The organism is Thermodesulfobium acidiphilum (assembly GCF_003057965.1).
GTDB classification, from domain to species: Bacteria; Thermodesulfobiota; Thermodesulfobiia; order Thermodesulfobiales; family Thermodesulfobiaceae; genus Thermodesulfobium; species Thermodesulfobium acidiphilum.
Genome location: NZ_CP020921.1, coordinates 695,959 through 722,525, shown reverse-complemented (window position 1 = coordinate 722,525; position 26,567 = coordinate 695,959). Strand labels below are relative to the sequence as shown.

Genomic DNA, 26,567 nt, shown 5'->3' with positions numbered 1-26,567 from the left:
TATCTAAGTATAATCTAAATAATTCTTAAATGAGGAGCTAAAAAATGTCTAAAGCAAAAGTACTTTTAGATTTAATAAAAGCAAAGGAAATTTTAGTAATGCCTGGTGCCTATGATTGTCTTTCTGCAAGATGGTAGAACTTGCTGGCTTTAAAGCTGTACAGTTGTCAGGATATGGATTTAGCGCAAGTTTACTCGGAAAACCAGATATAGGCCTTTTGAGTTTTGACGAAGTTTTGCGCCATACCCATAACATCTGTAATGCTGTAAATATTCCAGTAATGGCAAATAAAGACACGAGATATGGGAACTCTCTAAACGTTATTAGAATAGTCCAGGAATTCGAACAAGCGGGTATAGCTGGAATAAACCTCGAAGATCAGATATAGCCAAAAAGATGTGGCCATAGGGAGATGATTTTCTGTTTCAAGTTTTACCTTTATAGAATAGGCTAAAGATTTAAGCTCCTCTAATTATTTATCGTCTCGCGCTATGCCTACATGCTTTACAATCCTCTGTTTGACCTTGCCGCCTATTCTATAAGATGTAACAATCTGAACAGACTTTCTTGGGCTTTTGGGTGTTGTTTTTATTCTTACAAACATAGAAAAATTATAGCATTTTATACAATAAAGTCAGGAGTAATATTTTCAGTAGGCACTACATTTAAGGGTTTTTTAGGATAATGGGATAGATAATGGACTCCACTTCTTAGCTTTAAAGAACTTGAAGATATGGGATTTTCAAGGATAAGTGTTCCTGTGCCAACTATTTATGCAGCTGCAAAAGCTCTTTATGAAACGCTTAATCAACTTTATAAAGATGGCACAAATAAAAACCTGCAGGACAGGATTTTCCCATTTCAAGAGTTTAATAAATTAATAGGATTCCCCGAAATTAGAGATCTAGAAAAGAAATTCTTGCCAGAAAATAAATAATAAAGTTGACCGCTAAATGGACGCCACGGTAAAACTTGCGCTAAGTTTAGCGGCCAACATAGATTTTGATTTTTATATATTGTCCACTATATTGTTTAAAATCGAGCTTGGACGCATTAGCCTTTCTACTATGTCCTTATCTGGCCTATAATAGCCATTTATCTCAACCTTTTTACCTTGAACGCTCAAAAGCTCTTCGTTAATCTTGTCTTCATTTTTATCAAGTTCAATCTTTACTTTTAAAAATTTTTCTTTTATGTCAATATCCTCTTTCTGATTCGAAAGATGATTGGCCCAATATTTCATGAAATAATAGTGTTCTCCTCTATTGTCTATCTCCCCAACCTTCCTCGACGGCCATTTTTTATTTGAGAGTATATCAGATATTGCACCTTCACAGGCATTGCCTAAAACAAAAGCTTTTCTAAGGTTATACTTATCAAAAATAAACCTCAGACTTTGAGAAATGGCTACAAATTCTGCAATAGAATCCCATCTCAAGTGATTTTTTTCCAGAAATTGCTCTACATGCTTTGGTGCGCTACCTCCTGCACCAGTCTCAAACATGCGACCACCTGAAAGAAGGGGGATTATAGAAAATACTTTTGCGCTGGTTCCTACTTCCAATATAGGAAAGAGATCAGAAAGATAATCTCTTAATATATTCCCAGTTACTGCAATCACATCCTGTCCTTTCCTAATCATCTTTAGAGTAGCTTTCATTGCATCCAAGGGCTTCATTATCTTTATATCCAGACCTGTTAGGTCATAAGTTTTCAAATATTCTCTAACCTTTTTGATCTCCTCTTTATCATGAGGTCTGTTTTCATCCAGCCAGAATATGGCAGGAAGATTATTTTTCTTAGTTTCTTCTACAGCAATTTGAACCCAGTTTCTGATAGCCACATCCTTTACCTGGCAACCTCTCCATATGTCACCCTTTTCTACAGAGTGCTGCATAAGAATTTGGCCGTCTTCAGTATCTACCACTCTGAAAACTCCATCATCAGGAGCTATAAAAGTCTTGTCATGAGATCCGTACTCTTCAGCTTTCATTGCTATCAGACCGATATCTATAACAGTTCCCATAGTAGTTCTGTCAAAAGCTCCATTTTTCTTACAATCTTCAACTATTTCAGCATATATGGTAGCGTACGACCTATCAGGAATAACTATCTTTACGTCATGAAGCATACCATCTGGACCCCAGGCTTTTCCTCCGTCTCTAATGATGGTTGGAATTGAGGCGTCTATAAGGACAAGATTAGGCATATGAAGATTTGTAATCCCTTTGTTTGAATCTACCATATACAAACCTGGATTTTTCTCATAAGTAGCCTCTATATCTTTCTCTATTTCAGTTCTCTTGTCATCAGATAATTTTTTTAGCTTTGAAAGGATATCGCTTAATCCATTGTTTGGATTGACTCCTATCTCATTGAAAGTGTCTTGATGCTTTGCAAATACTTCCTTAAAGTATGTCCTGATAGCATGGCCAAATAATACTGGATCGGATATCTTCATCATGGTGGCTTTAAGGTGTAACGACCACAATATATCCTCTCTCTTTGCATCCTTTATCTGATCTTCGTAAAAATCAGACAAGGCCTTTATGCTTATAAATGAACCGTCAAATATCTCTTTGTCCAAAAGATTCAGCTCTCTAAAGACGAAAACACTGCCGCTTTTATCTATAAACTCTATCCTTACTTTGGTATTCTTTGAAAGAGTTATTGATTTTTCATGGCCATAAAAATCCCCATCAGTCATGTGTGAAACGTGAGTCTTAGAAGATGAACTCCACTCCTTTAAAGGAAGTCCCATCAACTCAGGAAATTTTTTGGCTGTTTCTTTGATAGACCTAGGGACCGCGCGAATATTGTTCCCCTGCCTTAATACCGGGTTCACAGCGCTGCCCAATACTCTGGAATATCTCTCTCTTATCTGCTCATCCCAATCTGATTTTAGCTCATCTGGATAATCAGGCAGATTGTATCCTTTTGACTGCAATTCCTTTATGGCAATCTTCAGTTGTGGAAGAGAAGCGCTTATGTTTGGCAGCTTTATGAGAATGGTATCTGGCTGGTTTACAAGTTCACCAAGAATAGAAAGATCGTCAGAGACCCTTTGCTCTTCAGTTAGAAAGTCAGAAAAATTGGCCAATATCCTTGACGAAAGAGAGATATCCTTTATATCTATCTCGATATCTGACACATCAAAAAATTTCTTTACTATGGGGAGCAAGGAAAATGTAGCAAGATATGGCGCTTCATCAGTAATAGTCCAGGTTACCTTCACTTTGTCGTTCATCGCAATCTTCCCTTCAAATTTATTTTTTCATCACAAAATATTATAAACTTATTTAGTGATTGGGGTAGATTGGATTTTGGTTTTAAATTAATTAGTACGAATTTGATTTTCTATCCTTTTATCAAAGATCAGGTTACTTTTTGTTTTCCATAAGAGTAAATAAGGAGTTGTTATTGACATTGAGTAAATGAGATTTACAACCTTGAAGTAAGATCAATTTCAATTGATTCTATCAAAGGACAAATTTACAGAAAAAAATTGGAATTAATCTTTATAGACTAGTAAACCTATATTTTTGTATAAATTTTTTTACCAATAATCAAAATTTAAAATTTATGGAGGTATATTTTGAGTCTAACATCTTTTTTATAAGAACAAAGAAATTAAAGAAACTTTTAAAATTTTTTAAAGTGCCTTCATTAAAAACTAAGTCAGAATTATTATTCCCTCCCTTATCAACTAAATTATCCATTGGTTGGAACAGCATTTGATTATTTACTTCGTTTTTATATAAAAAATAAAAATCCAAATGCTATAGAACACGAATGGGTAGCTATGTCATCTCTTCGTTTATTAGAATATAGAGTAGATGATCCATTATTTGGTACTTCAATTTATAAAAAAACAGCGAAAATTATACACGAAGCAAAAAAAGTTTACGAAGATTTTATTAATAAAGGCGAAATTAATTCAAATTTACTCAAAATAACATTGTTGTTAGGTCAAATAGATATTATATATATAGAGCTGGATTGGTAGATAAAGATTTAGGAAATATTGATGAAAAAGATATAGAAGATCTAAAAAATTTAATATCAATAGTAAAACCTGAATATTTTATATCAAAAACAATATATATTAAATCCAACATTTGGTTAAGCATCTTAACTTATTAGAGGAGCAGATTGTGATATAGTAATAGATAATGCAATCATAGATATTAAAACTACAAAAAATTTTATATTAACTCAAGAATATTTAAATCAATTACTTGGATATTATATACTTTATAAAATTGGCGGTATTGACGGTTTGCCATCAAATTGTGAAATTAAAAGATTGGGAATATATTCTTCCAGGCATGCTTATCTTCATATTTTTAATGTACAGGATATTATAAAAGAAGAAACATTTCCAGATTTTATAAAATTTTTTAAGGAACGTGTAAATAAAGAATACAATAGAAACAATACTTACTTAGATAGCAAATAATTTATTCCAAAGATAGTAGAAATCCTGAACAAATTCTTCTCATAAGAACGAAAACGTTCAAATTCATTTTTCCCAATATTGTCCTTAGGTTTATTTTATAGGATCAATTGTTTTTGTTTTTCTATTTTTTTTAGATACTCTTCTCTTCCATACAACATCATGTTTTACTATACCTTTTTTGAACTTTTTGACCAATTGTTTTACAATCTTCAATACTTGAAACACTTGACATTTTTATCAATGAGGGGAGGGATAATGTTAGATTGGATTTTGGTTATTGATTTTGGCTTATTTAGTGCAAATCGGATTTTCTTTCCTTGTGAGGTAGTTCAAAATCTATTACAGTATTACCTATTGATATCCTTGAAACAATCGGATAAATAAATGCAATTACGGGCGGCAAACAACAAGCTATTGCAATTATAATAAGTAAATTATAAATTAAGCCATACAATTCAGGAATTAAATGGATTTTAAATAAAGGTATAATAATTAGTGTAAAAATAACAAATGGAATTGAAAAGCTTTTGATTATTTCATACCAATGCTTCTTTGATAAAAACTTAGTTTTTAAATAATCTCTCTTTACCGCTATTTCTAATACAGTTCTATTATTAGAATCCAAATCAATAGCCTCTTTTACCAATTTATTATATTTATCTAAATTATCAACTTTTAAATATGCAACAGCAAGTCTCGCCTTTAATTCTGATTTTTGTTCATCAGAAAGCAGATTTCTGTTTTCGTTTAAACAATTCTCAATTATCTTGATCAAATCATCATATTTCTCTATATTTTCAAGAATTTTTGACCTTAAAAGAGTTATATCATAGGAAATATCAGTTTTTTCGTCATAATAGTCCTGAGAACTTAATTCGTCCTTAATGTTTTCCATATTTGCAAGAGTTTCTTCGTAACTTTCTACTTTATTTAAATTAATTTGGCAAAAACATATCTCATAAAGATAATCTTCAAAATCATCTAAAAAATAAATCAAATTCTCTCTGTTTTTTATATCTGATTTATAACTTAGATCGGGTATTTGACAAGCATTTTTTAGTATTTCTAATGACTTATTAAGATTTTCTTCACTTCTTAAATAATCTTCTTCGTCCTCTAAAAATAGGGCTAAATTATAGTAAAAATAACTTTCATAAATTGTTTTATATTTCATTTTCTCAATTGATCTGATAGCTCTTATATAACTATCCTTTATTTCTTGATTACTTTGATATCCTGAAAATTGTGTTTTCTTATCAAAAAAAATAAAATATTCTGTTTCATCTAACGATTTTTCATAATTAAAATATTTCTCAAAATTTTTAAGATAATTCCATGCTTCATATTCTTTTTCATCATCATCGAAAATATAATCAATCATATCTAACAAAGCAAACACATTCGATCTAATTGTCAAAGATTTTTCATAGTATAGCCTTTCTATATGTGAAAACTCATCATAATAAGAGTAAACATTAGCTAATCCTTTGTAAATAAGAGTTTGCCAGATTTTATCTTCTTCTGTATTAAAACTTTGATTTTGAAATTCTGATTCTATCTGCTGAAGTTTTGTAAAAATGTTTGTTTTTAGTCTTATATGATCGGAAAGTGGAAGCTTTTTGACATCAAATAGTTTTTCAGCAATACCTAAATATATAATAAATATATTGAGTAAAACTTCTAAATAAAAAGGAGAAGCTACTCTGTCTATTGGCTTTTCTAAAATACGATAAAATTCAGGTAAAAGACTTTTAAATTCCTCTTTATATTCGTAGGTTTTATTCTCTTTAAACTTTTCCACATAAAGTTTTGGAATATATTCAAGAGCAAAAAGTTTAAAATTAAATTCAAGCAAATATCCTATATTTTTATCTTTAGAACTTAATTCTTTTATATATTCGTAATATTCATCGAAATTATTTAACCAGAACAAAGATTCTAAACGACAAAAATCCTTTAAGCTTGAATCTGGCAAATCCTCGCTTGATTTTAGAAAATCAGTAAAAAAACCAAATAAAAATGCATCGTATATTTTATTTAAGTTCTTTTCTTCAGAAATTTCATCTATCCCTATTATAAACCCCCTTCTCGATGATTTTTATTTCACCCTTAATTAAGTCATAAAGCTGATAAACCAATCCATCTATTTCTCTTTGAAGTTGAGAGGTATCTGAACTACTATCTTTTTGTTTAATAGTAAGAATATCTTCAACCTTTGATTCTATTTCAGAAACAATATTTTGATTGGATGTATCAATTTTTTTTATTGGAAGTTTGCCAATATAATATTTATCAAAATGCATAGTTCTTATGGCCCTATTATAAACAAACCAGTAATAAAACCATTCTGATAATTTAGAGTTCAAAATTCCCAAAATATAACTATATGAAAAAATATCTTTAAATTCATTTTTTATATATGTATTCATTACCGTATTCTAAGGTTAAACTTCCATCAAAGTCAATAGTAGACATAATAAGCACTTTATCTACAGGATTCATTATATGAGCCACAATATTTTGAGACAAAATTTTAGGTGTTTTTTCTAAAAGTTTTTTTAGTTTTGGCATGTTCAATTCATCTTTTGAAATCGTAACAAAATCAAGGTTTCCATGAATATAATATTTTCCAATATTTCTTCTTCTTAAGATCGGAATTCCATTTTTACTAATTTTTTTCTGAAAAGGCATCTCCCTACATGTTTCAGAAATTTGTCCAAGCAATAAAGTTTTATCTTTGATCTTTTCTAAAATGTTTTTCTTAGTATTATTGATATAAATAGGTAAAATATCTAAATTTAGAGCAAAAAAATTTCCAATTTCTCCTATTTTTTTTATACAATCAAACCAACCCTCACCTGTTGAAATACTATATTGTTTTTGCTGAAATTTTGAAAAACAAATTATCACCTGTTCTAGCTTAACGTGTTCAAATGCTTTACTAACATCAATTATTGAATTTAATTTATTTTCAAGTATCAAAAATTTCCTTGTTTTCGACCAACCATCAGAATAAGCTAAAGACTTTGGAACTATATAGATTACAACCCCATTATTCTTGGTTATCTTAAAACCAAACTCAATGAAAAGAGATGCTGAATTATTCTTTGAATCACTAAATTTATATTTTGAAAGATCAACTTGAGAGACTTTAATTCCATACGGTGGATTTCCGATTACAATATCAAAGCCATCTCTTAAGCCAAACATCCACTCAGGGTCAAACCAATCAGCGCTTGAATTCTGGTCAAAGATATCAAAGTTAGCTATTTTCTCAGAGTCTTCAAATGGAATAACTTTATTTAGCATTTCAGATAACCTTTTCCTTAGTTCTTTGTCTCTTTTTTGAAGATTCATCTTATTGTTTCTTGTTTTTGCCTGAAAGAACTTGTGCTTAATTTGCTTTATCTTTCCTTCTATCTCTTCAAATGAATTGGATACGAGAACTTTTATAAGCAGGTTCTTTCCAAAGGATATCAGAGAACACATTGATTTAGATTCTGTAAAGCTAATAGACAATGAAAAGCTGACAAAGGGATACAAGAAGTATCAGTTAGATCTATCCTTGTTAATAAATAAATCGCAATTAATGTTTTTAACCGTAGCAGTCTTTATCGCATTTTCTCTACATAGTCTATCAAGAAAGAACAAAAGATCATTCTCTATTGCAAGTTTAAAAGTAGATTGGGCGCCATAAGGTTTCCATCAGCCTTGACACCTCTTGTTAAGCACTCATAAGCCTTTATTTGCATATTATTTAGTTCCAGAATAGGCTGAAAGTATGTGGTTAATGACTTGTTTTCAAATATATTTATAAAATCTACGTTGTTTAATAGAAAAAGCCATTTTTTAAGAGTTTTAGTGTTTGACAAAGCGGAAAATTTTAAAGTCTCATCTTTTTTCAGAAATAAAACATGAATACCTTCTTGCTCAATCTCTGAATACGGTTGCGTCGAAAAAACTCTAAAAACTGTTGAAATTTTTTGTTTCAATTTTTAGCGTTTCGCCATCATTTATCAGTTCAAATCCCAATTTCATTAAGAGTATTATAAAGTTTATTTTGTAACAAATCCACATCACAGCGAAACATAACTGTTTCTTCTTCATTACTTATAACAGGCAAACTAGCACACCTTTTACATTTCCATTCGCGCTCGTTACCCATTTTAAATCTCCTTAAAAATAACAATCATATTTAAATTAAAATTTTACTAAAGACCATTAGCAGTATCAAAAAACTACCCTAAATTCACTTATTTAATAATTTGGTAACAATCAATGACAGTTGGAAAAATTTTGCAGATTTCTTGAGAAAAATATATACCGAAATTATTTGTATATATACTCGAACGTCAAAGGCATATCGTTATTGAGGCCCTTTGAAAAGAGAAGTTGATGAACATCAAGGCCAGATGTTCTGAAAGCGTTTGCACAACCTTTTAGATAAAACCCCCAACGACGCATAAATTGTCTCCCAAATTTTTCTTCTATCTCTTTGGCGTGAAGAGAATAATTTTCATACCATTTATCAAGCGTCAAGGCGTAATTCATTCTTAAGCTTTCAAGATGCATAAGATGAAAGTCATATTTGGGCAAAATACTAACCAATTCTCTCAACTCTGGAATATAACCACCAGGAAAAATATATTTCTTTAACCAGATGCTAAAAGAATCTTCTTCGGAAACTTCAGGCAAGGTTATCGTATGCAGTAGAGATAAACCTTTATCAACAAGAAGTTTATTGATCTTCTCAAAGTATTTCTCTAAATTCTCTTTCCCAACATGTTCAAACATCCCAACGCTAACTATCTTATCAAATTGCAATTTATTTTCATCAAGGTCAAGATAGTTCATAAGTCTTACTTCAACTCTATCTTCAAGTCCTGATCTTTTTATAAGATCCTTAGTCGCCCTAAATTGCTCCTCACTTAAGGTTATTCCCATACACTTTACTCCATATTCCTGTGCAGCTTTTAGTATTAAATGACCCCAGCCACTTCCTATGTCGAGAAGCCTTTCATCCTTTTTCAAGTCTAATTTTTTAAGAGTGTGATTTATCTTTTCTATCTGGGCATCGCGTAAGCTCATATTTGGATCCTTAAAGTATGCGCATGAATAAGTCATAGTGTCATCCAGCCATAAAGAGAAAAAGTCGTTACCAAGATCATAGTGAGATTGGACTTCTTTTTTTTGTCTTTCTTTCCTGACGTTTATTAATAGTTCAGCAATGGATAATAAAATTTGTCTTTTTATAGTTTTAAAGGTATCAGTCTCCTGATTAAAACCAAACGCAGCGCATATATCATCTATCTTTCCATCAATATCTATAATTTCTTCAGCGTTATCTTCTATTAGCTCTGTTAAGTCTCCTTCTTTTATAGAAAAATCTGCCAGATCTTTCTTAAAGGTTATGGTAAAATTGGGTTCACCTTTGCCGTAATCTACAACTTCTTCGTCCCAATACTTTACCCTGAAGCCTTTTGAATCTATTTTTTTAAAATATAATTCACACTCAGCTTTACTCATAATATAGTCTCCACTTGGTGGACCTGAGGGGATTCGAACCCCTGACCTCCTCAATGCCATTGAGGCACGCTCCCAACTGCGCCACAGGCCCACTGCAATTATTATAAAGGACTTAGAATTTTTTTGCAACTTTAAAGGTGGATTAAGGTATTACAGATAGAAATTGATCAAAAAAAATATAACAAAAGCTATCTTTAAGATTGAGAGCATAAAAAACTTAAAAATTTAACGTTATAACTCTAAGCTAGACAAAAATATACAAACAGTCTCATTTTTACCAAATTTTTTCAAAAGTTTTTATAGTTCAAATACGCTACCAGCACTTGCAAAGAAAAATCTATCCTTGAGCTTGTTATACAATTTTGCTCCAACTTCCATGCCCGTGCAATGAGAGGCACCCAATTTCTGTATATTGTATTTTTCAATCACCTCGAGGACACTGTTAATCTGCTCTTGCGAAGCAAAGCCTAAGTGGGTTCCCCCTATTACAGCATATATTTCTTTTTTACCTGTTTTATTTATAAAGTGATTTAAAATGTTTATTATGCCAGCGTGAGCACAACCTAATAGAACCACAAGACCTTTTGGCGTTTCTATAGCTAAAGAAAAATCATCCCAAATCTCATCTTGAACCAGTTCACCATTGGCGTTTACAACTTTCATTTCTTTATCAATCTTCTCAAATTTTGTTTTACGTTCAACTTCTCCAGACGAAAAAATACCCTTCTCTATCTCTGTAAATTCTCTATGAAAATTAAATTTAACGCCAAGACTTTCAAGATAAAATCGGCTAAATGGTATCCCTATATATCTTCTTGTATTGCCAATTGACCAATACCTATTAGAAAATATATCTGGATGCGCATATGTTTCAAGTGGAGACTTAATTTTTAAAAGATCAGCAATACCGCCTACATGATCATAATGCCCATGGGATATATACAAAAACTTTATACTGGCTAAATCTTTTTTTAAAGCAATTGAATTATTTAACAAAGCCTTACCTTGACCAGTATCAAATAAAAAGTTAAAGTTAGGGGTTTCTACTAAAGCGCTAAAACCGTGTTCACCAATAACACCAAATGGAAGCGCTACACTATTTTCAGCTAAAATAGTAATTCTTAAATCCATACTGACCTCTCCTTTCTAAATTTTTAAGAAATCTTTATTTTATGCTTACTACTCAAGTATCTTTTTATAGAATTTTTTACACTTGAATTAATATAGTTTTTATTTTCCATTCTCCAAATGATTTACATTTATAGCGTAAAGTATATCAAAAGCTCTTCTAAATCTATATATCTTTTATGACATATAATATCTCTAATATATTAATATTAAGAGTTTTTCCTCAGTTCTTTGTTAGCATAGATATATAGGCAGCATAATTTATCACTTAATCTCTATGACATCAGCATGAAAAAATCCCAAATATATTGTATCATTTATAATTTAGTACAAAATTTTTTGAGGAGGAAATAATGACAAAACACTTTCTTAATCCTGTTACAGACGTAAATGTCAGCAAATTAATTTTAAAACATTATTTCGAAAGCATTACTGACGCGCTTACCTCTGACGTTATAATCGTAGGAGGAGGACCATCTGGCCTAACCGCTGCAAGAGAGCTGGGAAATTCAGGATATAAAGTAGTAATTATGGAAAGAAAGCTATCACCTGGCGGGGGTACGTGGGGTGGCTCTATGTCCTTTAACAAAGTCGTTATACAAAAAGATCTAAAAGACTATCTAAATGAACTAGAAATTCCTTTTGTAGAAGACCTAGATGCGCTTGTGGTAGACTCCTGTCTTTTTGCAAGTCAACTAATCGCTAAAGCGCTCAAAACTCAGAACGTTAAGCTTTTCAATCTGATGACCGTTGTAGATTTAGAGTATACAAATAATGCAATCACAGGCGTAGTTGTGAATAATACAGGTATAGAAATAGCAGGTCTTCATGTGGATCCGATGGTTTTTCAAACAAAAGCAGTTCTTGACGCCACAGGCCACGATGCCATAGCTGCAAACATCTATTCAAAAAGAGTTCAGTTACCTCTTAGGAAAGAGCACTTTATGAACGCAGTTCAAGGAGAAGAAGATACGGTAAACAATACAAAAATGTTAGCAAACGGTCTATTTGTCTCTGGGATGGCAGCCAACAACGTGGACGGCGGAAGTAGAATGGGGCCAATATTTGGCGGAATGATAAAATCTGGGTTGAAAGCTGCCAAACTAATAATGGAGTACATAAAAACTGTTTAGTACCTTAGCGCTTTATTTAGGCTTTTTAGAAGCAAGAGATAGATTAGTTAAAAGACAGGTTAGCAAGTTGCTATTTTACAAGGACTGTTTTGTTCTAAATCTCTGGAACAAGGAAGAAGGTGCTATCTTCTTCTTTATATCTCTTGTAAATAGCATTCCTTTTATAGGTATTTCAAAGGAAAAGATTACAAAACTAGAACCATATAAACATCCTTTTTACGATTTCTTGAACAAACATCTAATAGGGTCTGAGATATCTGAAATTACAATAAACAGATTTGATAAAGTTTTAAAAATATCTTTTTCAAATGACTTTCCTGTAGGGAAGCTTCCCAAAGTAGACGTTGTTCTTGAGTTGATCACAAACAAATCAAACGCAATCGCACTGGTAGACAATATTATTAAAACCTCTTATAAAGAAATAATTCCCGACGACCCATTGAAAAGAAAGATTCTTCCCGCATTAGAGTATCAATATCCTGAAAAGTCCACCAAAAAGCTTGAGCCAAAAGAAATTACTTTCGAAATCCTATCAGAGCTGGGTATTGAAAAAGCCTTATCAGAAAAGACGTTCGGCATTCCAAAAAACGTTATTGAAGAGGTAAAGGATTGGACTCCTCAAAAGGTGATCCAATGGATAAATGCTGATTTTGAAAACCTAAATTCAAAGGTATTAAACAACGAACTAATTTTGTCTTTAAATTTTGATAAAAGCTCTATTTTAGAAAATATCTACTCAGTTGGCATAAATAAAATTATTGAAATAAATGAAGAGAAGAAAAAAAGAGAATTAGAATTACAAAGAAAGAAAAAAATAGCATATCTGGAAAAAAAACTTGAAAACGTTAGAAAAGATTATGAAAAAAATTTACGCTGGAAAGATATACACTCAAAAGCTCAAAATATTTTAAATAATTTAGATAAAATCGAAATCATAAATAACCAGTACGTTTTTAACGACAAAATAATTGGAAATCTAAGCAAAACTCCAGGCAAACTTGCAAACGATTTATTCGAAAAATCAAAAAAGATGAAGAGCGCCCTATTAAAAATTGAAAAAATGATAAATTCTTTAGAATCACAAATACAAAGAGTTAAAGCTGAAAATACTGATAATTCAAGAGTAGAAAAGAGTACTAAAGAAAAAAGTCATAAAGAAAAAGATAGGCCAAAAGATTACATAAAAATTGATTTTGACGATTATACTATTGCATTAGTTGGAAAAAATGCTAATTCTAACATTAATCTTTTAAAAATTTCAAATCCAAACGATTGGTGGTTTCATACAAGAAATTATCCTGGAAGTTACGTGATTTTAAAAACTACAAAAAAGGAATTAAGCCAAGTTGACATTAAAAAAGCTGCACAAATATGTGCTCATTTTTCAAAAGCCAAGAGAGAAAAAGAAGTTGAAGTAGTTTTTACGCAAGTAAAATATCTTACAAAACCAAAGGGAAAGAAAAACGGAACCATATTTTACAGAAATGAAAAGACAATCTTTGTATCACCAGAACAGGAAGAAAATTTTTAGGATTTTAATAAAATTTTAAACTATGTACGATGAAAAGAAAATAAATTCTAATCAAATAGAACTCTTTGCCCTCCCAACTTTTGATAAAGAAAGACTTGATCAGTTTCTTTACAAAACCATAAAAGAAGAATCAAGAAATTATTATTCGAAACTAATTAAAGAGGGCTTTGTAAAAGTAAACAATAAGTCCGTCAAAAAACCGTCTTTCACTGTTAGACCATATGACAAAGTAACTCTCCTTCTAAAACCTAAAAAAACCATGTCAATAGAGCACGATAAATTAAATATAAAGATCCTATATGAAGACTACTACATCATAATCATAAACAAAGAAAGGAACATGGTGGTGCATCCTGGAGCTGGGAATTTCAGAAATACTATACTCAATGCACTTATTAATTCAATTCACAAAGATGAGTTTACAGATCAAGAAAGACCTGGAATTGTTCATAGACTCGACAAAGAAACTACTGGCGTACTGATAATAGCAAAATCAGAAAAAATAATGAGACAACTTTCAGAACAATTTAAAAACCGTCAGGTAAAAAAAACTTATTTAGCTTTAGTTCATGGAGACCTAAATTATAAAGAAGGCTTTATTTCAATGCCTATTAAACGCTCAAAAATTCATAGGCAAAAAATGGAAGTAGATTTATCAGGAAAGGTAGCTTTTACTGAGTACTCTATTATTGGTAAGGGAACCTTTGAAAATCAAACAGTTTCTCTCTTGAAAGTAAATATCTATACAGGAAGAACACATCAAATAAGAGTTCATATGTCCTATATAGGCCATCCCATAGTAGGTGATAAAAAGTATTCAACAAAAAGCTTTAAAAATTGCCCTGAAATTGCTCTACACGCACTAAAAATAGAATTTTTACACCCGGTCACAAAAGAAGTAGTAAGCTTCCAGGCTCCATTACCTGAGGATTTGCAGAATTTTATAAAAAAATGCAATATTAACTACGATTTAGATCTGTAAACTTTATTCCAATACTCCTTTAAATTTGAAACTTCCTTTTCCAACCATGCATAATTTTCTACATACCATTGGACGGTTTCCTTTAAGCCATCATCTACTGAAAAAGACGGTTTCCATCCCAATTCTTTTGAAATTTTTTCAGTATTCAGCGAATATCGAAAATCATGTCCTGGTCTATCCTTTACAAACTCAATAAGCTCATCTGACTTGCCTAAAATACTTAATATTTTTTTAACAAGATTAAGATTGGTCATCTCTTCTCCACTGCCAATGTTATAAATATTAGAATCTTTACCATCATTTAAGACTTTAAAAATTGCGCTGCAGCAATCTTTTACGTATGTCCATTCTCTAATATTGCTTCCATCAGCATATATAGGAACTTTTTGATTGTTTAAAGCTTTATATATTACTACCGGAATTAATTTTTCAGGAAACTGCCACATTCCGTAGTTGTTTGAAGGTCTAACTATTCGAGTTCTAAGGGAAAAGGTCCTTGCATAAGCTTTTATCAGTAAATCTGCACTTGCCTTACTGGCGGAATAGGGAGAGTTCGGTCTAAGTGGTGAATCTTCAGAAAATTTTCCTTCCTTTCCAAGCTCACCATAAACTTCATCAGTAGACACGTGTAACAACAAAACATCAGAATTTGCCAGAGAATTTAATATGCTGGTAGTGCCACAGATATTTGTGCTAATAAATTCATCTGGTTTAAGAATAGATCTATCCACGTGAGTCTCAGCTGCAAAGTTTATAATAGCTTCGATCTTATCTGTTTTTATAATTTTCTTTATAGAATCTTCGTTCTTAATATCATCTTTATAAAATCTAATTTCTTTAACAACTGAGTTAATTCGGTCCATAGAACCTGCATAAGTTAGCTTATCGATTACGCTAACTTTATAACCCCTTTCAACTGATTGTCTCACAAACTCGCTGCCTATAAAGCCTGCACCACCAGTAATTAATATATTCATTTATCTCTCTCCCTAATTAAAAAATATATATTTCAAAATTAAAAATATATATATAGCTATCACTGTTAAAGGTGCTCTGTATTCGTTATTTGCCATATATCTTTTGAAAGAAATAGGAGCCATTTTAAAATTTAAAAAGTTTGGTAAAAAAGCAGGAACTCTTTCTTTATATTCAAGAAATTTTTCTTTATGTTCTCTATAAAGTTCTTCTTCCTCTTCTTTCATTTTGTGAAAATGTATAAACAAAAAACCAATAACAAATATAACAAGCAAGAAAAAACTTCCACTTGATATCATTACCCCAGAACCAGCCAGAAAACTCCCCAGATAAAGTGGATTTCTTACTAAAGAATATGGACCATCAGTAGAAAGAACTTTTACTTTATTTATAGTTGCAGCAGCCCATGCTCTTAGTAACAAACCTAAAATTGAAAAAATAGCTCCTGCGATCAAAGATACCATTGTTGGACGTGACAAAAAAATTATTAAAACAAAAAGCAAATACAAAAGTTTTGTTCTTTTTTTAACAAGAAATTTTATAATCTAAATCAATCCTTTCTTTGTTTCATGGTTTGTTATTTTAACATATAATTTATATAGTTTGACTTAAAATTTTAAATCTGGAGGAAATATCTTGTATATACCCAGTTTGTTTGATAATCTTGAAGAGCAAGAAAATAACCAAAAAGAAAACTTAAGCAAACTAGAACTTAGTGATATATTAATTGAAACAAAAACGTGCAAGAGATGTAAATTAAGTGAAACTCGCAAAAATGTTGTCTTTGGAGAGGGGCCTATGAATCCTGAAATTATGGTTATTGGTGAGGGACCGGGAGAAACAGAAGACATACAAGGACGGCCCTTCGTAGGAAAAGCAGGTCAACTATTAACTAAAATTTTTGAATCTGTGGGCCTAAACAGAGACGAAATATATATTACAAATGTTGTGAAATGTAGACCTCCAGGCAATAGGAATCCATTCCCAGAAGAAATTGAACAGTGCCGACCTTTCTTAGATGCTCAAATAAAAATCTTAGATCCAAAAATAATAATTTTATTGGGTGCAGTTGCATGTAAAACAATTTTAAAAAATTTTTCTTCCATTACAAAAATTAGAGGCGAAATAATATTACAGGACAATAGATATTACATACCAATGTTTCACCCCTCTTATTTGCTCAGGAATGCCAGTAGAAGCGTTGGGTCTCCACGATGGCTAACATGGAAAGATATCCAGAAGGTAAAACATTTTATAGAAGAAAATAAAAGTTAAAAGTCTTTAGTAACAGAAAATTTTCCAACGTCTTTAAGTGAAATTAAGCTTCCCAAAAAACCTATAAACGTTCCTACAATTACAACAACCATACACATTAGAATCCACAAAGACGTATCTAATGGCCAGAAAAATGACCAGGGAGGAGCAGTATTTACTATAGCAAAACTTAAAAAGATCGATAAAATAATAAAGAAAAAAATTGCTAAAAGCGAAGAAAGAAGGCCTATAAAGCTGCCTTCAAGGATATACGGCATTCTAATAAAATTCGGTTCAGCGCCTACCAGCTCCAGTATTTCAAGTTCTTCCCTTCTTGCAAGAACAGATACCTTTATAGTGCTTGAAATAACTACAAGAGATGCAAGAGCAAAACCAATGAGCAAAAGTAAACCTATAAGAGTAATTTTTTGAACCAGAGCATTCAGAGCATTCAAAAGTTGTTGTGGATACCTTGTCTCATCTACCTGCGGAAACTGTGATATAACTTTTGCAAGTCCTGCAATGTAATCCGGACTTTTTACTCTCACTTTTATAGTATCCGGTAAAGGGTTTTTTATGTCAGAAACATTAATTTTGTTTTGAAAATACTTCTTGAATTTTTCCCACGCATCGTGTTTTGAAACGAACTCAACAGAAGAGACACCTTCCATATTTGAAATTGTTCCAATCAGACTATTTATATCCTGACTTGATACGTTATCTTTCAAGAATACAAGTAGTTCTAACTGATCTCCTATCTTGGTTGAGGCCTGGAATAAAGACAAAAAAAGCATTAAAATCAATCCAAATATTATCATTGTAAAAGAGATAGAAATAATAGAAGCTATAGCCATCCCCCCACCCCTACTCAAAGAAATAATTGCTTCTCTTAAATATATTCTGAATTTACTCATAAATTAAGGGTTTATCCCAGAGACTATCAGATTCAATCTGACCATTTTTCAATTGAACTACCCTTTTGTTCATCTTACTAACAATAATTGGATTGTGAGTTGTTATCAAAATCGTCATACCCATTCTATTCAAGTTTTCAAAAATAGACATTATCTCCCATGAAGTCTTAAGATCTATATTCCCCGTTGGCTCATCTGCAATTAGAAGTGTTGGATAATACGATATAGCTCTTGCAATTGCAAGCCTTTGTTGCTCCCCTCCTGAAAGTTCGTTTGGAAAAGCTCTAGACTTTGAGCTCAATTTAACAAGTTCTAAAGATTTATATGCCCTCTTTTTAACCTCTCTATCAGATAAGCCTAACATTTCAAGACACAAAGATATGTTTTCAATTGCTGTTTTCCTTGGCAATAGCTTTACATCCTGAAAAACAACTCCCAGCGTTCTCCTAAACAGCGGAATATCCTTTTGCTTTAATTTTAATAAATTCATGTTATTGACATAAACCTCACCAGTAGAAGGAAGCAATGCTCTATATAACAGCTTTAACAAAGTTGATTTTCCGGCCCCACTATGACCGGTGACAAAAACAAAGTCCCCCTTTTCTACTTCAAGATTTATGTCTTTCAGACCATATATTTGACCGTGATAAATCTTTGAAACGTTTTTAAAAACTATAGCTGGATTCATTTTAATCCTAATAATAACAATTTCTCTTTTATACTGTTTGCATCCAAACCATAATAACTTAATAAATCGTTTGGCTTTCCTGATGTGCCAAATCTATCATCAATGCCAATAAAGTATACTTTCATTGGATAGTTCCTTGAAAGAGTTGATGATATCATAGATCCGAGTCCGTTTATAACATTGTGTTCTTCAGCAGTAAATACTATTTCGTGCTCTTTTGCTATTTCTATTATAGATTCTTCAGGAAATGGCTTTATACAAGAAACATTTACCAAAGTTGGCTCTACATTATAAGGCTTCAATAGCTCAATTGCTTCAAGACACTTCCACAACATTATTCCTGTAGCAAATATCACTATTCTTTTCCCCTTTTTTAGAACAAACGGTTTTGTATCGAAATTATAATTCTCAGACAAAATATCTGGAACTCCCATTCTCCCCAATCTTATATATACAGGGCCATTATACTGATATGCCCAATTAACCATTGATTTTGTTTCTATAGAATCAGCAGGAACTAATACTGTCATATTAGGAATCACTGACATCAAAGCTATGTCTTCTATAGATTGGTGTGATGCCCCATCCTCTCCTACAGTAATTCCTGCATGAGATGCACATATTTTAACGTTTAAAGATGGATAGGCAACAGTGTTTCTAATTTGCTCCCACGCTCTACCTGTAGCAAATATTGCAAAGGTGCTTGCATATGGAACAAATCCTGCAAGGGATAATCCTGCAGCTACGCCTATTAAATTTTGCTCAGCTATTCCAACATTAAAAAATCTCTCAGGAAATTCCTTTGCAAAAAGCGAAGTTTTAGTAGATTTAGAAAGGTCGGCATCTAAAGCTACTACCTTATCATTTGACCTGCCTAACTCCAATAACGCTTCTCCATAAGCTTCTCTGGTCGCCTTCATTGTACATCACACTCTTTTATTTCAGAATATGCTATCTTTGCCTGTTCTTCACTTGGAGCTTTCCCATGAAAATCGCATACATTTTCCATAAAGGAAACCCCCTTGCCCTTTATGGTATGAGCAATAATTACTTGAGGTTTTTTATCACCTCTCTTTTTTGCTTTTTTAAGAGCAGGTATTAGTTCGTCAAAGCTGTGTCCGTTTAATTCTAAGACATTCCAACCAAAGGCACGCCATTTATCAGTCAACGGCTCCAAAGACATTATCTCTTCTGTAAAACCATCTATTTGAAGTCTATTTCTATCAACAATTGCAGTCAGATTATCTAACTTAAAATGGCTTGCTGCCATTGCAGCTTCCCAAATTTGACCTTCTTCTAACTCTCCGTCTCCTAACAGAGTAAAGACATGAGAATTTAAACCCTTTAACCTTAATCCCAAAGCACAACCCACAGAAATAGATAAACCCTGCCCTAAAGAACCTGTTGATGCCTCTATTCCTGGCAATTTTCTCATATCTGGATGCCCCTGAAACGGACTATTTAGTTGTCTTAAAGTGTTTAATCCAGATTTATCAAAATAACCAGCTTCTGCAAGAGTAGAATACAAAACTGGAGCAGCATGACCTTTAGAAAGGAAAAATCTATCTCTCGATTCTAATTGGGGATTTTTAGGATCATAACTCATAACCCCACCAAAAAATAACGAAACCATTATTTCTACACTAGAAAGCGAACCACCTGGATGTCCTGATTTTGCAGCAGTAATCATTTCAATTATTGACTCTCTTATATTTACTGCACGTTCTCTTAATAGCAAGTCATCCAAAATCCATTCTCCTTTCATTTTGTAATCAATTATACCTTAGGTATTTTTTTTATCTCCAACAATTGAAAAAATTTTATCAACAACCCATTCTACATCCCTTTCGGTTGAATCAATTATTACTGCATCTTCTGCAACCTTAAGAGGGCCTATTTCTCTGTTCATATCAGACTCATCTCTTTTCTCAATCTGTTTTTTTACCTCTTCGAAGTCAATTTTAATATCTTTTTTAAGTAACTCCTTATACCTTCTTCTTGCCCTCTCTTCAAGTGAAGCCGTTAGAAATATTTTTACTTGAGCATCAGGACACACAACAGTAGTTGTATCGCGACCTTCTAAAATAATATTTGGTGAATTAGTTGCTAATTTCCTCTGTTCAGACAAAAGAAATAATCTCACTACTTTACTCGAAGCCGCTTTCGAAACATGTTTATCTATAATTGGATCTCTTATTTCTTTTGTTAAAATTCTTCCGTTCAATACAATATTTCCATCAACAAAATCTAGCTCAATAGAATCTATTATTTTTTTAAAAATATTTTCCAGATCTTTTGAGTCTTCTAACTTTCTGTTTATTAGCTCAAATGTAATAGCTCTATACATTGCTCCAGTATCTAAATACTTGTAATTCAATCTCTTTGATAGTTCACGCGCTACAGTGCTTTTACCAGCTCCAGCAGGACCATCAATTGCTATTATCATTTATCAAACCTCGTTTTATATAGTTTTAATAAGATATTAAGTCCAAAACAAAAAATAAATCCCAAAACTGAACCCAAAAAGAGCCCTTCCAAACATCTAATTATACTAATATATATTGGAATATGAATGTGCAAAAATGTATCTGTTAGAGATATAAATGCTACAGAAGAAATCAAAAAGAAAAATTTGAAGAAATTAATATTTTTTAATCTATACAAATAGAAAGAGAAAATAAGCATCGAATACCCTATCAATTCTTTAAATCTGGGTCTTACAAAAAGAGTTTTTTCTAAAAATATTCTTATATGTTCTTCATCAGGCAATAAACCAATTGGGTTTTGATTTCCAGATCTTAAGACATATATTATCAAAATTATCAAAAAAACTATTAATGCCGCAAATTCTACCCTTCTCATCGGCTTCATAAGCTCGTTAATATATTCCTTAATATTGATAGTCCTAAAAAATATTCTTAAACCTAAAAGTAATATCGGTAAAACTAAAAGTAACTTAATCAAAGGAAAGATATTAATTCCAATAACGGAAGTTGCAGACAAATAGATATTATTTGTCAGCAAAGCTCCCAAAATTGAAATTAAAAATACCATTATAAAATTCAACAAAAAGGATATCCAGCTGGAGGTTTTGATTCTATTATATAGATATATTGGCGGGAAAGTAGAACTCATCAAAGCAGTTTCCCACGCTATAAAGTTAAATTTGCCAAAAATAAACAACAAAACATTTATTATTAAAAGAACAGACGAAAAAATTAATATCTTTCGGGTATCCAAATTAACAGAAAACATTAAAAGCAAAAGACATCCCAAACAGAAAAATATGCCAAAAATCCATATAAGTCTTATTGGTTTAAAATAAAACTCATCGTGTGCATTCCAGAGAGCTTTTCCAGGCACAAATCCTTGAAGCCTTATTTCCTGAACAATATTTTTTATATACTCCAAGTTCGTATTGATAAGATTGCCCTTCAACGGTTCACCCCACGGATTTACATATAGTACCTTTATGTTTCTCTCTTTAATAGCCCTTCCCCAACGAGGGATAGCATCCGAGTATTTTATCTTTTTGCCAGACTCAAATTTGGAATCTGAATAAATGACGTTAGCGCCTGGTATTTCATTGTTGGTAATTGCATGAACTCTTAACACTTGATATGGAATCATCCTAGCTAATTCATCAATGCCTCTTTGTTTGGCAAATTCCACATAACCAAAGCGTATGTTATTCTTTTCCAGGATCTTAGCATAAATATTGATAAAGTTTGGGTATCCTAAAACCTCTCTTTCACCAAAAATTATCATCCACACATTTTTAGGATACTGGTTTACCCATCTTTCAAAATCTTCTTTATTAGAGTAAAAGCGATAATCGTTTATTGGTCTTAATACAATATAAAAGCCTAACTTCTTACAAAAATTTATTTCTTTATTAAGGAAACCAAAATACAAAGATGGCAAATCTTCATCAGAAGAATATATAGAAGATCCTTTCAAATAAGTTTTTTTGAGCAGGCTGTTGTATTTATTTGTTAATTTATCAAATACTTCCTTAGCAAGTTCAGGATCTCTAAACTCAGCTACCCATATTATTCCATCCTTAATTGATTTTTCATCTGGATGAACCAGAAAAACCTCCCCCCTCTCAACCAGAGATTTGAGGTTGGATTCTTTAAGGGCCACAGCAGTAACCCCCTCTTTTCTAAGCTCAGTCAAAAACTTATCAAAAGGATAATCAGTTAGTTCAGCTAAATCCCTAAATCCTTCATAATCAATTACAATAGATATATGTTTGTCCGCTTTCACCTCTACATCTGACCTGATCGAAGAAACGATAAAGGAAAATAAACCAGAAACAGCAAGCATAAAGAGTCCTGTAAGAAAGAGAAGTTTTCTATTAGTCATCTAATCACCCTGATTTTTTTCTTTTGATTCTTTAAGCAAAAAAGCTTTTTGAAATTCATCAATATTTCCGTCCAAAACCCCATAAACATCTCCAAACTCTACATTAGTTCTATGATCTTTTACCATTGTATATGGATGCATAACATAGGTTCTTATTTGTTTTCCCCATGAAGCATCAGTTTCGCCCTTGAATTCATTCATCTTATCCTTTTGTTTTTCTTCATAAAGGCTATTAAGCCTTGAAATAAGAATTTTCATCGCTGCCTCTTTATTCTGAAATTGACTCCTTTCATTTCTACAAGTTACAACAATTCCTGTTGGCAAATGCGTAATTCTTACTGCTGAATCAGTTTTGTTCACGTGTTGACCACCAGCCCCAGAAGCCCTAAAGGTTTCTATTTTTATATCTTCATTTTTTACGTTAACTTCTTTAACGTTTTCAATTAGTGGAGTAACCTCTACCAAAACAAATGATGTATGTCTTCTGTTATTGAAATCAAAAGGAGAAAGCCTTATTAGTCTATGAACGCCTTGCTCAGATTTCAGAAAACCATAAGAATATTTCCCTTTAAAAAAAATCGTAGCAGATCTGATACCCGCTTCATCGCCAGGACTTTGATCCACTAATTCTACAGAATATTTATTCTTTTCTCCCCAACGAATATACATTCTAAGAAGCATTTCTGCAAAATCTTGCGCATCCACTCCACCTGCTCCAGCACTTATAGAAAGCATTGCATTATAACTATCGTATTTTCCGGACAAAAGGGCTCTAATTTCCATTTCTTCAAGAATTTTAATTAAATTCTTATAGCTTTCAGTAATTTCATTTTCTACATCTTCGCCCTGAAATTCAGTCCAAAACAAAAAATCTTCAAAACTAGAATTTAAATTATTCCATTCATCAATACTTTTCTGGAGACTATCAGCTAACTGAGTTAGATTCGAAGACTTTTGAACATCCTGCCAAATTTCAGGATTTGAAAGTTCATTTCTTATGTTTTCTAACTTTTTTATCTTGTTGTCCAGGTCAAAGGCAGTCACGAATTTTTAAGATTCTCTCATTCAAAGAATTAATGTCGTACTCTATCATGTTTCATTCCTTCCACAACAATGTTTATATTTTTTTCCGCTACCACAAGGACAAGGATCATTTCTGCCAATCTTTTTCTTTTTATTATTTTTTTGGTTATTGTTAGCATTGTTTATATTGGTTTTCCCTTGGGGAGCCTCTTTTTTATCACTCAAATCTTCCTTTTTTTCAACAATTACGTTGAACAAAAATTTTAGAGTATCTTTTTTTATAAGAGTAGCAGTTTCCTGAAACAATTTCGATGCTTCTATCTTATATTCCACAAGAGGATCTTTTTGACCGTAAGCCCTAAGTCCTATACCTTCTCTCAAAGAATCATTATCTTGTAAATATTCCATCCACTTTTCATCTATAATTCTTAAAGCTATATATTTCTCTAAAGACCTCAATAATTCTGAACCGAGCTCCGACTCTCTAAGACTATATTTTTCTTTCAAAACTAATTTAAGCTTACTTTTTAATTCAGTTATGTCCTTACAGCTATCAAAAGCGTCATCATCTAGTTTTATTATTTCTTGAAGAGATTCTTTAAGAACTGACAAGCCTTCTTCATTAATTGTTTTTTTCGGAAACGATTCATCTACATACTTTTCAACAATTTGCTCTATCCAACCAACAATTATGTCCTTACAATCATCACGGGTTAAAAGTTTTTGCCTTTCAGAATATATATATTCTCTTTGTCTATTTAAAACATCGTCATACTCAATTAGTTGTTTTCTTATTGCAAAGTTGTTTTCTTCTACTTTTTTCTGTGCATTTTCTACGGCTTTTGTAACCCATTTATGTTCAATTGGCTCGTTTTCATCTATGTTCAGCTTGTCCATCAAAGCAACAAGCCTATCAGAACCAAACAATCTCAAGAGATCGTCATCTAAGGATAGATAAAATCTAGATGAACCAGGATCTCCCTGTCTACCTGCTCGACCTCTTAACTGATTATCAATTCTCCTGCTTTCATGTCTTGATGTGCCTATTACATGAAGTCCTCCAAGTTGTCTTACCTCATCATCAATTACAATATCCACACCTCTACCAGCCATATTTGTAGCAATAGTTACTGATTTCTTTTCACCAGCATGTGAAATTATTTCTGCTTCTTTTTCATGATACTTTGCATTCAACACATGATGAGGTATTCCCTTTTTCTTTAAAAGCAGGCTAAGTTTTTCTGATTTCTCAATAGATGTTGTGCCAACCAAAACTGGCTGACCTCTTTCAAAACATTCTTGAATTTCCCTTATCAAGGCTCTCAATTTTGCTTCTTCATTTTTATATATTACATCAGGAAAATCGACTCTAATTACAGGTTTGTTCGTTGGAATCTCTACTACCATCAAGTTGTAGATCTTTATAAACTCAGCCTCATCCGTTTTTGCAGTACCTGTCATACCTGCCAATTTTGCATAAGATCTAAAATAGTTTTGAATAGTAATGGTAGCTATAGTCTGTGTTTCTTCTCTAACCCTTACGTGTTCCTTTGCCTCAATAGCCTGATGCAATCCATCAGAATATCTCCTCCCATGCATAAGCCTTCCGGTAAACTCATCTACAATAATTACCTCTCCATCTTTGACCACATAATCTTTTTCTCTTTTAAACAGGTGATGAGCTCTTAATAATTGAGTAAGAACGTGAAGCACATCAATGTACTTAACGTCAAAAAGATTATCTATTCCCAATAATTTCTCAGCTTTAGCAACTCCAACTTCAGTCAAAGAAAGAGTTTTAGTCTTCTCATCAGGTGTAAAATCCTCTTCAGGCTTCAGTCTGAGAGCTATAGGATTGAGCCTATTATACAGCTCTGTTTTTTGAGCAGCTCTTCCAGATATGATAAGAGGGGTCCTGGCCTCATCGATTAGAATGCTGTCTACTTCGTCAACAATTGCATAATTCAAACCTCTCTGAACCTGATCAGCCACAGATAAAGCCATATTATCTCTTAGATAGTCAAAACCAAATTCATGGTTCACGCCATATGTTATATCGCAATTATATGCAGCTTTTCTCTTTTCATTATCGAAATTATTTTGTAAATACCCTACAGAAACTCCTAAATATTCGTAAACAGGTTTCATCCACTCAGCATCTCTTTTTGCAAGATAGTCATTGACTGTAACAATATGAACGCCTTTCCCACTCAACGCATTAAGATAAGCAGCAGTTGTAGCAGCAAGGGTTTTGCCTTCACCCGTAGCCATTTCAGCAATCTTGCCGTCATTTAGTACCAAACCACCAATAAGTTGAACGTCAAAGTGCCTGAGCCCTAAAGTTCTTAGAGATGCTTCTCTTACCATTGCAAATGAATTAATAAGAATTTCATTTGGGAAATCTTTCTCTTTGTACTCTTTTAGCGCTTCTCTATAATTATTAGTTATCTGTAGAAAATCTTCCCTAGTTAATTTCTTTATTTCTTCTTCTTTATTATTAATAGTTGCAACAATTTCATAATATTTCTTTAATTCATTTTCTTTACTAGAACCAAGAATTTTACTTAAAAGCTTATTAAACATTTA

26 protein-coding genes and 1 tRNA gene are annotated in these 26,567 nt (G+C 32.1%); 8 read left to right on the top strand and 19 right to left on the bottom strand.

Going from position 1 to position 26,567, the window contains the following annotated elements; translation table 11 throughout:
* The first annotated feature begins 115 nt into the window (after positions 1-115).
* Both TDSAC_RS03770 and TDSAC_RS03765 read left to right on the top strand, forming a co-directional pair.
* Complete coding sequence (locus TDSAC_RS03770) at positions 116-388, top strand: isocitrate lyase/PEP mutase family protein (protein ID WP_199919904.1); 273 nt, start codon at positions 116-118, stop codon at positions 386-388.
* Between the two features lie 345 nt (positions 389-733).
* Positions 734-937: a hypothetical protein gene (locus tag TDSAC_RS03765; protein ID WP_199919903.1), complete on the top strand. Its 204-nt coding sequence runs from the start codon at positions 734-736 to the stop codon at positions 935-937.
* A 72-nt stretch (positions 938-1,009) separates the two neighbouring features.
* Here the strand turns inward: TDSAC_RS03765 and TDSAC_RS03760 are convergent, their stop codons facing one another.
* On the bottom strand, positions 1,010-3,247 hold the full coding sequence (locus TDSAC_RS03760; RefSeq protein WP_108308948.1) for an NADP-dependent isocitrate dehydrogenase: 2,238 nt from the start codon (positions 3,245-3,247) through the stop codon (positions 1,010-1,012).
* A gap of 471 nt (positions 3,248-3,718) precedes the next feature.
* Here TDSAC_RS03760 and TDSAC_RS09035 point away from each other — a divergent pair, with 471 nt between their 5' ends.
* Together TDSAC_RS09035 and TDSAC_RS09030 are read left to right on the top strand one after the other, a co-directional pair.
* Positions 3,719-4,006: a hypothetical protein gene (locus TDSAC_RS09035; protein ID WP_199919902.1), complete on the top strand. Its 288-nt coding sequence runs from the start codon at positions 3,719-3,721 to the stop codon at positions 4,004-4,006.
* Between the two features lie 273 nt (positions 4,007-4,279).
* A complete protein-coding gene (locus tag TDSAC_RS09030) occupies positions 4,280-4,459 on the top strand; it encodes a hypothetical protein (protein ID WP_199919901.1) in 180 nt (59 codons plus the stop codon).
* A 292-nt stretch (positions 4,460-4,751) separates the two neighbouring features.
* Here TDSAC_RS09030 and TDSAC_RS03750 read toward each other — a convergent pair whose 3' ends face one another.
* From TDSAC_RS03750 to TDSAC_RS03720, 8 genes are all read right to left on the bottom strand, one after another.
* Positions 4,752-6,434, bottom strand: a complete 1,683-nt coding sequence (locus TDSAC_RS03750) for a hypothetical protein (RefSeq protein ID WP_108308947.1) — start codon at positions 6,432-6,434, stop codon at positions 4,752-4,754.
* An 85-nt stretch (positions 6,435-6,519) separates the two neighbouring features.
* Positions 6,520-6,888, bottom strand: coding sequence for a TaqI-like C-terminal specificity domain-containing protein (locus TDSAC_RS03745; protein WP_108308946.1), 369 nt, complete (start codon positions 6,886-6,888; stop codon positions 6,520-6,522).
* Entirely contained in the window at positions 6,866-7,978 is a 1,113-nt protein-coding gene (locus TDSAC_RS03740; RefSeq protein ID WP_150130288.1) for an Eco57I restriction-modification methylase domain-containing protein, read from the bottom strand. The genes TDSAC_RS03745 and TDSAC_RS03740 overlap by 23 nt, the downstream gene beginning before the upstream one ends.
* A gap of 143 nt (positions 7,979-8,121) precedes the next feature.
* Complete coding sequence (locus TDSAC_RS03735; protein ID WP_108308944.1) at positions 8,122-8,451, bottom strand: EAL domain-containing protein; 330 nt, start codon at positions 8,449-8,451, stop codon at positions 8,122-8,124.
* 29 nt (positions 8,452-8,480) lie between these two features.
* A complete protein-coding gene (locus tag TDSAC_RS09025; protein ID WP_199919900.1) occupies positions 8,481-8,624 on the bottom strand; it encodes a hypothetical protein in 144 nt (47 codons plus the stop codon).
* A gap of 164 nt (positions 8,625-8,788) precedes the next feature.
* On the bottom strand, positions 8,789-9,985 hold the full coding sequence (locus tag TDSAC_RS03730) for an SAM-dependent methyltransferase (protein ID WP_108308943.1): 1,197 nt from the start codon (positions 9,983-9,985) through the stop codon (positions 8,789-8,791).
* A gap of 15 nt (positions 9,986-10,000) precedes the next feature.
* Positions 10,001-10,076: transfer RNA gene (locus tag TDSAC_RS03725), tRNA-Ala, on the bottom strand.
* A gap of 206 nt (positions 10,077-10,282) precedes the next feature.
* Positions 10,283-11,116 (bottom strand): MBL fold metallo-hydrolase, encoded by an 834-nt coding sequence (locus TDSAC_RS03720; protein ID WP_108308942.1) that lies wholly within the window; start codon positions 11,114-11,116, stop codon positions 10,283-10,285.
* Between the two features lie 350 nt (positions 11,117-11,466).
* Between TDSAC_RS03720 and TDSAC_RS03715 the strand changes: the two genes are divergently transcribed.
* The 3 genes from TDSAC_RS03715 to TDSAC_RS03705 all read left to right on the top strand — a co-directional run bounded on the left by TDSAC_RS03715 (position 11,467) and on the right by TDSAC_RS03705 (position 14,759).
* Positions 11,467-12,246, top strand: a complete 780-nt coding sequence (locus TDSAC_RS03715; protein ID WP_108308941.1) for a sulfide-dependent adenosine diphosphate thiazole synthase — start codon at positions 11,467-11,469, stop codon at positions 12,244-12,246.
* Between the two features lie 67 nt (positions 12,247-12,313).
* Positions 12,314-13,777 (top strand): NFACT RNA binding domain-containing protein, encoded by a 1,464-nt coding sequence (locus TDSAC_RS03710; RefSeq protein WP_108308940.1) that lies wholly within the window; start codon positions 12,314-12,316, stop codon positions 13,775-13,777.
* A gap of 22 nt (positions 13,778-13,799) precedes the next feature.
* Entirely contained in the window at positions 13,800-14,759 is a 960-nt protein-coding gene (locus tag TDSAC_RS03705; protein ID WP_108308939.1) for an RluA family pseudouridine synthase, read from the top strand.
* On the opposite strand, the gene rfbB is transcribed toward TDSAC_RS03705, so the two are convergent.
* Both rfbB and TDSAC_RS03695 read right to left on the bottom strand, forming a co-directional pair.
* The gene (gene rfbB / locus TDSAC_RS03700) at positions 14,741-15,736 is read right to left on the bottom strand and encodes a dTDP-glucose 4,6-dehydratase (protein ID WP_108308938.1); all 996 of its coding nucleotides are present in this window, start codon (positions 15,734-15,736) and stop codon (positions 14,741-14,743) included. The two genes, TDSAC_RS03705 and rfbB, sit on opposite strands and share 19 nt — an antisense overlap.
* Positions 15,737-15,748: 12 nt before the next feature.
* Positions 15,749-16,198, bottom strand: a complete 450-nt coding sequence (locus TDSAC_RS03695; protein WP_150130287.1) for a methyltransferase family protein — start codon at positions 16,196-16,198, stop codon at positions 15,749-15,751.
* A gap of 172 nt (positions 16,199-16,370) precedes the next feature.
* Between TDSAC_RS03695 and TDSAC_RS03690 the strand changes: the two genes are divergently transcribed.
* Positions 16,371-17,009, top strand: a complete 639-nt coding sequence (locus TDSAC_RS03690) for a uracil-DNA glycosylase (RefSeq protein ID WP_108308936.1) — start codon at positions 16,371-16,373, stop codon at positions 17,007-17,009.
* On the opposite strand, the gene TDSAC_RS03685 is transcribed toward TDSAC_RS03690, so the two are convergent.
* The 8 genes from TDSAC_RS03685 to secA all read right to left on the bottom strand — a co-directional run bounded on the left by TDSAC_RS03685 (position 17,006) and on the right by secA (position 26,564).
* Positions 17,006-17,902: a cell division protein FtsX gene (locus TDSAC_RS03685; protein WP_108308935.1), complete on the bottom strand. Its 897-nt coding sequence runs from the start codon at positions 17,900-17,902 to the stop codon at positions 17,006-17,008. The genes TDSAC_RS03690 and TDSAC_RS03685 overlap by 4 nt on opposite strands.
* Positions 17,895-18,590 (bottom strand): cell division ATP-binding protein FtsE, encoded by a 696-nt coding sequence (gene ftsE / locus TDSAC_RS03680; protein ID WP_108308934.1) that lies wholly within the window; start codon positions 18,588-18,590, stop codon positions 17,895-17,897. Before ftsE ends, TDSAC_RS03685 begins: the two co-directional genes overlap by 8 nt.
* Positions 18,587-19,510 (bottom strand): transketolase family protein, encoded by a 924-nt coding sequence (locus TDSAC_RS03675; RefSeq protein WP_108308933.1) that lies wholly within the window; start codon positions 19,508-19,510, stop codon positions 18,587-18,589. The genes ftsE and TDSAC_RS03675 overlap by 4 nt, the downstream gene beginning before the upstream one ends.
* Positions 19,507-20,355, bottom strand: coding sequence for a transketolase (locus TDSAC_RS03670; RefSeq protein ID WP_108308932.1), 849 nt, complete (start codon positions 20,353-20,355; stop codon positions 19,507-19,509). Before TDSAC_RS03670 ends, TDSAC_RS03675 begins: the two co-directional genes overlap by 4 nt.
* Before the next feature lie 18 nt (positions 20,356-20,373).
* Positions 20,374-21,036 carry a (d)CMP kinase gene (gene cmk / locus TDSAC_RS03665; RefSeq protein ID WP_108308931.1) on the bottom strand — a complete coding sequence of 221 codons (663 nt, stop codon included), beginning with the start codon at positions 21,034-21,036 and terminating at the stop codon, positions 20,374-20,376.
* A complete protein-coding gene (locus TDSAC_RS03660) occupies positions 21,033-22,958 on the bottom strand; it encodes a DUF5693 family protein (RefSeq protein ID WP_108308930.1) in 1,926 nt (641 codons plus the stop codon). Before TDSAC_RS03660 ends, cmk begins: the two co-directional genes overlap by 4 nt.
* Positions 22,959-24,051, bottom strand: a protein-coding gene (gene prfB, locus TDSAC_RS03655; protein ID WP_234405757.1) for a peptide chain release factor 2 whose coding sequence is annotated in 2 segments (ribosomal slippage) — positions 22,959-23,990 and positions 23,992-24,051 — 1,092 coding nt in all. Because the reading frame shifts where the segments join, the coding sequence is not laid out codon by codon here.
* Positions 24,048-26,564: a preprotein translocase subunit SecA gene (secA, locus tag TDSAC_RS03650; RefSeq protein ID WP_108308929.1), complete on the bottom strand. Its 2,517-nt coding sequence runs from the start codon at positions 26,562-26,564 to the stop codon at positions 24,048-24,050. The genes prfB and secA overlap by 4 nt, the downstream gene beginning before the upstream one ends.
* Positions 26,565-26,567: the final 3 nt, after the last annotated feature.

Bases quoted from the DNA above. Each gene is read 5' to 3' on its own strand.
- TDSAC_RS03695 (WP_150130287.1), bottom strand. From the start codon at position 16,198: ATGGTATCTTTGATCGCAGGAGCTATTTTTTCAATTTTAGGTTTGTTA.
- TDSAC_RS03730 (WP_108308943.1), bottom strand. From the start codon at position 9,985: ATGAGTAAAGCTGAGTGTGAATTATATTTTAAAAAAATAGATTCAAAA.
- TDSAC_RS03705 (WP_108308939.1), top strand. From the start codon at position 13,800: ATGTACGATGAAAAGAAAATAAATTCTAATCAAATAGAACTCTTTGCC.
- cmk (WP_108308931.1), bottom strand. From the start codon at position 21,036: ATGATAATAGCAATTGATGGTCCTGCTGGAGCTGGTAAAAGCACTGTA.
- ftsE (WP_108308934.1), bottom strand. From the start codon at position 18,590: ATGAATCCAGCTATAGTTTTTAAAAACGTTTCAAAGATTTATCACGGT.
- TDSAC_RS03720 (WP_108308942.1), bottom strand. From the start codon at position 11,116: ATGGATTTAAGAATTACTATTTTAGCTGAAAATAGTGTAGCGCTTCCA.
- TDSAC_RS03715 (WP_108308941.1), top strand. From the start codon at position 11,467: ATGACAAAACACTTTCTTAATCCTGTTACAGACGTAAATGTCAGCAAA.
- TDSAC_RS03660 (WP_108308930.1), bottom strand. From the start codon at position 22,958: ATGACTAATAGAAAACTTCTCTTTCTTACAGGACTCTTTATGCTTGCT.
- secA (WP_108308929.1), bottom strand. From the start codon at position 26,564: ATGTTTAATAAGCTTTTAAGTAAAATTCTTGGTTCTAGTAAAGAAAAT.
- TDSAC_RS03745 (WP_108308946.1), bottom strand. From the start codon at position 6,888: ATGAATACATATATAAAAAATGAATTTAAAGATATTTTTTCATATAGT.
- TDSAC_RS03760 (WP_108308948.1), bottom strand. From the start codon at position 3,247: ATGAACGACAAAGTGAAGGTAACCTGGACTATTACTGATGAAGCGCCA.
- TDSAC_RS03675 (WP_108308933.1), bottom strand. From the start codon at position 19,510: ATGAAGGCGACCAGAGAAGCTTATGGAGAAGCGTTATTGGAGTTAGGC.
- TDSAC_RS03670 (WP_108308932.1), bottom strand. From the start codon at position 20,355: ATGAAAGGAGAATGGATTTTGGATGACTTGCTATTAAGAGAACGTGCA.
- TDSAC_RS03765 (WP_199919903.1), top strand. From the start codon at position 734: ATGGGATTTTCAAGGATAAGTGTTCCTGTGCCAACTATTTATGCAGCT.
- TDSAC_RS09025 (WP_199919900.1), bottom strand. From the start codon at position 8,624: ATGGGTAACGAGCGCGAATGGAAATGTAAAAGGTGTGCTAGTTTGCCT.
- rfbB (WP_108308938.1), bottom strand. From the start codon at position 15,736: ATGAATATATTAATTACTGGTGGTGCAGGCTTTATAGGCAGCGAGTTT.
- TDSAC_RS03685 (WP_108308935.1), bottom strand. From the start codon at position 17,902: ATGAGTAAATTCAGAATATATTTAAGAGAAGCAATTATTTCTTTGAGT.